At 60.0% G+C, this 5,183-nt stretch carries 3 protein-coding genes; 2 read left to right on the forward strand and 1 reads right to left on the reverse strand.

What is annotated here, in order from left to right; genetic code table 11:
• Positions 1-866, reverse strand: an 866-nt coding sequence (locus tag JNL55_RS02805; RefSeq protein ID WP_293848974.1) for a sugar porter family MFS transporter, incomplete at its 3' end; no start/stop codon positions are given.
• Between the two features lie 305 nt (positions 867-1,171).
• Between JNL55_RS02805 and JNL55_RS02810 the strand changes: the two genes are divergently transcribed.
• Positions 1,172-4,126: a TonB-dependent receptor gene (locus tag JNL55_RS02810; RefSeq protein WP_415922988.1), complete on the forward strand. Its 2,955-nt coding sequence runs from the start codon at positions 1,172-1,174 to the stop codon at positions 4,124-4,126.
• Positions 4,127-4,247: 121 nt separating this feature from the next.
• Positions 4,248-5,183, forward strand: a 936-nt coding sequence (locus tag JNL55_RS02815; protein ID WP_293848979.1) for a tryptophan 7-halogenase, incomplete at its 3' end; no start/stop codon positions are given.

The raw sequence follows: 5,183 nt of genomic DNA on the forward strand, positions 1-5,183 counted from the left end.
ACGTTCACCACGCCGACCATCACGGCCTGACGGAACGCGTCGTCCACGCCGCCGCCGGCTTGAGCAAAGATGGTCGGTAAATAATAGAAGATGGCATTGATACCAGTGATCTGTTGGAAGAACGCCAGACCCAGCGCGATCGTCATGATCAACCGCACGCGCGAATCCAGCAGACCTCGGAAGCCGCGCGACACCGACTTGGCGGCCAGGCTCTGCCGAATCTGCTGCAAGTTGTCTTGCGCTTGTTGCTCGCCACTCACCCGTCGCAACACATCCAGCGCCTCTGCATCGCGGCCCTTCAGCAGCAACCAGCGCGGGCTTTCCGGAACGAACCACAACAAAGCGAAATACAACAGCGCCGGAATCATTTGTACGCCGAGCATGTAGCGCCAATTGTGCTCGCCCAGGTTCAGCAAGAAATAATTGGAAAAGAACGACGCCGAAATACCGATGACGATCATCAGTTGATTCAACGACACCAAGCTGCCTCGCTTCTCGGCTGGTGCAATCTCCGCGATATACATCGGCGCAATCAGAATGGCGCCGCCGACGGCTAAGCCACCGACGATGCGCGCGGCGATGAAACTTGGCAGCGAAGTGGCCGACGCAGCCAACACCGAAGACATCACAAACAACAGCGCCGTGCCGAGCAGCACGCGACGCCGACCGAAACGATCGCTCAACGGGCCAGCGATGGCATTACCGGCCATCGCGCCCCAGCCCAGGCTGCTGACGGCGAAGCCCAATTTCAAATCTCCGCCCACGCCGCTCAAGGAAAAATAGTCACGGATGAACGGCACCACGCCCGAGATCACTGTGGCATCGAAGCCGAGCAGGAAGCCGCCGATGGCCACGGTCAGGGCCACGAATCCGATGTTTAATCTGCCTTGCAGCATGCGATTTGTGTTTATTAGAAGACTTATCGGTGCATGGTAGCGGTCACTATGACCGCTTCTTACAAATTTAACTAGCCGCGCAAGTTCGTTGGCCCCCAGGCCGCGACAGACCCCGCTTGCCGGAACGCTTCGGAGCATGCTACCGTAATTTGTAAGCGCTTACATCCGGTGTTTACTCAGTATTCGCCGGACGCGAAACGCAACAATAAATCGGCAGCGAATGGATAGCGTCGGGGGGTATCGTCGTGAGCAATCGCGCATTCCAACGTAACAATGTGGCGCGCGCCATCTCTTTGATTCTGGGAACGGCGGTGGCATTGCCAGCCGTTTCACAAGACAGCAGCGAACTCGAAGAGGTGGTCGTCACCGGCATTCGCGGCAGCCTCACCTCATCGATGGAATTGAAACGCGCCGCGCAAGGTGTGATGGACGGCATCGTTGCCGAAGACATCGGCAAGTTCCCGGACACCAATCTTGCCGAATCCATGCAACGAGTCAGCGGCGTATCCATCGATCGTTCGCTGGGCGAAGGGTCGAAAGTCACGGTGCGCGGCGTCGGTCCCGATTTCAATTTGGTGTTGTTGAATGGCCGGCAGATGCCTGCCTCGCAGTTGGAAGACACCGGCGCTTCGGCATCACGCGCCTTCGACTTCGCCAATCTCGCTTCCGAATCGATCTCGGCCATCGAGGTCTACAAGACCAGCCGCGCCAGCACGCCGACCGGCGGCATCGGCGCCACCATCAACATCAAAACGGCGCGGCCCTTGGATCGGCCCGGCCTGCATACCAGCTTCGGCGCCAAAGGCGTGATGGATACCTCCGTCGACAACTTGCCGAAGAGTTTGCAGGGCGACACGATTACCCCGGAAGTCTCGGGCATTTTCAGCAACACGTTCGGCGACGACCGCTTCGGCATCGCCTTGAGCGCGAGCTACCAGCAACGTGACTTCGGCTTCAATCAAGCCTCGGTAGGCAATGGTTGGCGCACCTTCGCCGGCGACGAAAACAATTGGGGCACGATCCCGCAACCCGGCACGGCCGGCTCGGAAAACATCACCAATCGTCCGGATGCAACTGACACTTACTCGGTGCCGCAGAACCTGGGTTACAGCGTCAATGGCGTGGAGCGAAAGCGCACCAACGGTCAGCTGACCTTGCAGTACGCACCGACCGACACGATTACGACCACGCTCGATTACACTTACTCCGAAAATAAAATCGCCCAACAACGCAACGAGTTGTCGGTGTGGTTCAACTTCGGTCCCTCGGCCAGCACCTGGACCGACGGCCCGGTGGCGTCGCCGCTGATCTATACCGAATTCATCGACGCCAACAACAGCCCGTCGGATCTGGCCATGGGCGGCGCCAAGTTCGCCACCAAGAACCAGAACAACTCGGTGGGCTTCAACGTCGAATGGAAACCCAGCGACAGCTTCGGGCTGCAGTTCGACTTCCACGATTCGAGCGCCGAATCGGGCTCCGACAGTCCTTACGGTTCCAACGCAGTGCTGGGTGTTGCCGGCTTCTTCCGCGGCACGACCACCGCAGACTTCTCGCGTGATTTCCCGGTCATCAGCGTCCAGTTGCCGACCGGCATGACGACCATCGATCCCTCACGCACTGAAGTCACCGGCTCCAGCTTCCGTAATAGCTACATGAAGACCGAGATTCAGCAGGCGCAACTGCTCGGCGATCTGGAATTCACCGACGACTCGCGCCTGGACTTCGGCGTGTCGCTGACCGATCTGAAGAACCGGTCGGCGTACTCGAACGTGCAGCGTGACTCCTGGAGCGGCGCCACCGATCCGTCCGACTATCCGGACAACGTCTGGCGCGCCGACACTGTGCGTCACTACTTCGACAATATTTCGGGCAGCGGCAATCCGGCGCTGTTCAATCAGTTCTTCACCTTCGACTTCGAAACCGTGCGCGGTATCGCCGCTGCCGTCGGCGGCGATCAGTTCTATCGCGCCTCGTCGGTATTCAACGTCGATCGGCGCGTCGAGGAAGAATCGCAGAGCGCCTTCGTGCAATACAGCCAGCGCTGGGAATGGGGCTTGCCCATGCAGGGCGCGGTCGGCTTGCGCTACGAGAAGACCGACGTCACCTCCCGAGCATTGGTGCCGACTGCAACCGGCATCACCTGGGTCGCGAACAACGAGTTCTCGTTACAGCTCGGCGATGCGACCTTCGAGAAGTTGGACGGCGACTACGACTACGTGCTGCCAAGCCTCGACTTCGCGGTCGATCTCACTGACACCGTGAAGTTCCGCGCCAGCTATGGCCAGAGCATCGGTCGTCCCTTGTGGGATCAGATTCAAGGCGGCCGTACGCTGGATCAGCTGGTGCGTATTTTCGGCGGCACCGGCCAGCAAGGTAATCCCAAGCTCAAGCCGCTGGAGTCGGAGAACATCGATTTCTCGGTGGAGTGGTACTACGGCGACTCGAATTACATGTCGGTGGGCTACTTCCGCAAGAACATCGACAACTACATCGGCACTACTGTGGTCTCGCAGAGTCCGTTCGATCTGCCGCATCCCGGCCAGGGCGCGTACTTCCAGGAAGCATTGACGCTCGGTGGCTGCGCCGGCACCGATCTCACCTGTATCCGTAACTTCATTTTCAACAATCACGATGGCGATGCCGGCGTGATCGCCGATCCCATCAATCCGAGCGATCCGACCGCGCCGCGCACCGGCACCATCGCCGGTCTGCCGGGCGATCCGATCGCCACCTTCAACGTCACCGTGCCGGCCAACCAGCGCTCGGCGGCGTTGGACGGTTGGGAGTTCAACATCCAACACATGTTTGGCGACACCGGCTTCGGTGTGTCGGCCAACTACACGCTGGTGGATTCCGGACTCACCTACGACAACTACAACCGCGGTCAGCAATTCGCGTTGGAAGGCTTGAGCGACGCGGCCAACTTGGTGGCGTTCTATGAGAACGAGCGCTTCCAGGTCCGCGCTGCCTACAACTGGCGCGACGAGTTCCTGGCGAGGCGCTTCGACGGCAGCGGTGCGCCGAATCCGATCTACACCGAGGCGTACGGTCAGCTCGACGTGAATGCCAGCTACAACTGGAACGAGAATCTGACTCTGATGGCCGAGGCGATCAATCTCACCGACGAGATTTATCGACAGCACGGTCGCTCCACCCATCAGCTCATCATGGTCCAGCAGACCGGCCCGCGCTTCATGATCGGCGCGCGCTACAAGTTCGGCGATTAGGTTTGGAAACCCGTCGAGGCCTGTAGCACTCCCCGCCGCAGGCAAAAAAGCCGCTGTTTCCCCCAGCGGCTTTTTCTTTTTCGAGGCATAGTAGGGACGGCGTGAGGGACGGGCGCATTCGATGGCCGAGATCAATCACATCTTGATCGTGGGCGGCGGCTCCGCCGGCTGGCTGACGGCAGGCGTGCTAGCGGCTGAGCATCGCACGCGCGCCGGTGCCACTCTAAAAATCACTCTGCTCGAATCGCCCAACATCGGGCCCATCGGCGTCGGCGAAGGCACTTGGCCGACGATGCGGGACACGCTCCGAAACATCGGCGTGACCGAGACCGACTTCATCCGCGAATGCGACGCGTCGTTCAAGCAAGGCTCGAAGTTTCAGCAGTGGGTCACGCGGCGCGAGGACGATTATTACTTTCATCCCTTCGTGCTGCCGCAAGGCTACACAGAAACCAACTTGGTCGCGGGCTGGCTGGAACGCCATGGTGATACACCGTTTGCCGACTTGGTGAGTTTCCAACCGCATCTGTGCACGCACAGTAAGGCGCCGAAGCAAGCAGGAACTCCCGAATACGCCGCGGTCGCGAACTACGCGTATCACCTCGACGCCGGCAAGTTTGGATTATTCCTTCGCAAGCACTGCGTCGAGAACCTCGGCGTTCACCATGTGCTCGACCATGTCGTCGGCATCAACGCGCACGACAACGGTGACATCGCGTCCGTGCAGACCAAAGAGCACGGCGCCATCGCCGCTGACCTGTTCGTCGACTGCAGCGGCATGCAAGCGCTGCTGCTCGGCCAACACTTCGGCGTACCGCTGCAGTCGCAAAAGCATGTGTTGTTCAACGACTCAGCACTGGCCATGCAAGTGCCTTATCGCAACGACGACAGCCCGATTGCCTCGCAGACCCTCTCCACTGCGCAGAGCAGCGGCTGGATCTGGGACATCGGCTTGCCGACCCGGCGTGGCATTGGCCATGTCTATTCGAGTTCGCACACTTCCGACGACGCAGCTGAACGCGAGCTGCGCGCTTACATCGAGCGCACCGGCGGCTCG

The organism is Steroidobacter sp. (assembly GCF_016790065.1).
In the GTDB taxonomy this organism is placed as follows: domain Bacteria; phylum Pseudomonadota; class Gammaproteobacteria; order Steroidobacterales; family Steroidobacteraceae; genus Steroidobacter.